The 1,175-nt window shown below is 69.9% G+C and carries 1 protein-coding gene; it reads left to right on the top strand.

Annotated elements, in window-relative coordinates; all coding sequences use genetic code 11:
- On the top strand, window positions 1-1,175 hold a 1,175-nt coding region (locus WS89_RS10850), incomplete at both ends, for an acetyl-CoA C-acetyltransferase (protein ID WP_059790953.1).

Here is a 1,175-nt window from a genome sequence, read left to right as displayed (position 1 = left end):
ATGACGGATGTAGTGATCGTATCGGCCGCGCGGACCGCGGTCGGCAAATTCGGCGGCTCGCTGGCAAAGATTGCGGCGCCGGAACTGGGCGCGACGGTGATCCGCGCAGTGCTGGAGCGTGCGGGCGTGAAGCCCGAGCAGGTCAGCGAAGTGATCATGGGCCAGGTGCTGACGGCCGGCTCCGGGCAGAACCCGGCGCGGCAGTCGCTGATCAAGGCGGGACTGCCGAACGCCGTGCCGGGGATGACGATCAACAAGGTGTGCGGCTCGGGCCTGAAGGCCGTGATGCTGGCGGCCAACGCGATCGTCGCGGGCGACGCGGAGATCGTGGTCGCGGGCGGCCAGGAGAACATGAGCGCGGCGCCGCACGTGCTGCCGGGCTCGCGCGACGGGTTCCGGATGGGCGACGCGAAGCTGGTGGACACGATGATCGTCGACGGGCTGTGGGACGTGTACAACCAATACCACATGGGTATCACGGCGGAGAACGTCGCGAAGGAATACGGGATCACGCGCGAAGCGCAGGACGCGTTCGCGGCGCAGTCGCAGAACAAGGCGGAAGCCGCGCAGAAGGCCGGGCGCTTCGACGACGAGATCGTGCCGGTGTCGATTCCGCAACGCAAGGGCGAGCCGCTGCAGTTCGCGACCGACGAGTTCGTGCGTCACGGCGTGACGGCGGAGTCGCTGGCGGGGCTGAAGCCGGCGTTCTCGAAGGACGGTTCGGTGACGGCGGCGAACGCGTCGGGGCTGAACGACGGCGCGGCGGCGGTGCTGGTGATGTCGGCGCAGAAGGCGGCGGCGCTGGGGCTGACGCCGCTTGCGCGGATCAAGGCGTACGCGAACGCGGGCGTGGATCCGAGCGTGATGGGCATGGGTCCGGTGCCGGCGTCGCGCCGGTGCCTGGAGCGCGCGGGCTGGACGCCGGGCGACCTGGACCTGATGGAGATCAACGAGGCGTTCGCGGCGCAGGCGCTGGCGGTGCACAAGCAGATGGGCTGGGACACGTCGAAGGTGAACGTGAACGGCGGGGCGATCGCGATCGGTCATCCGATCGGCGCGTCGGGTTGCCGGATCCTGGTGACGCTGCTGCACGAGATGGTCAAGCGCGATGCGAAGCGCGGGCTGGCGTCGCTGTGCATCGGCGGCGGGATGGGCGTCGCGCTCGCGGTCGAGCG

Origin of the sequence: Burkholderia sp. MSMB1072 (assembly GCF_001524725.1) — a bacterium.
In the GTDB taxonomy this organism is placed as follows: Bacteria; Pseudomonadota; Gammaproteobacteria; order Burkholderiales; family Burkholderiaceae; genus Burkholderia.
The sequence above is the reverse complement of the archived record's forward strand: the minus strand, read 5'-3'. Positions and strand labels throughout refer to the sequence as shown.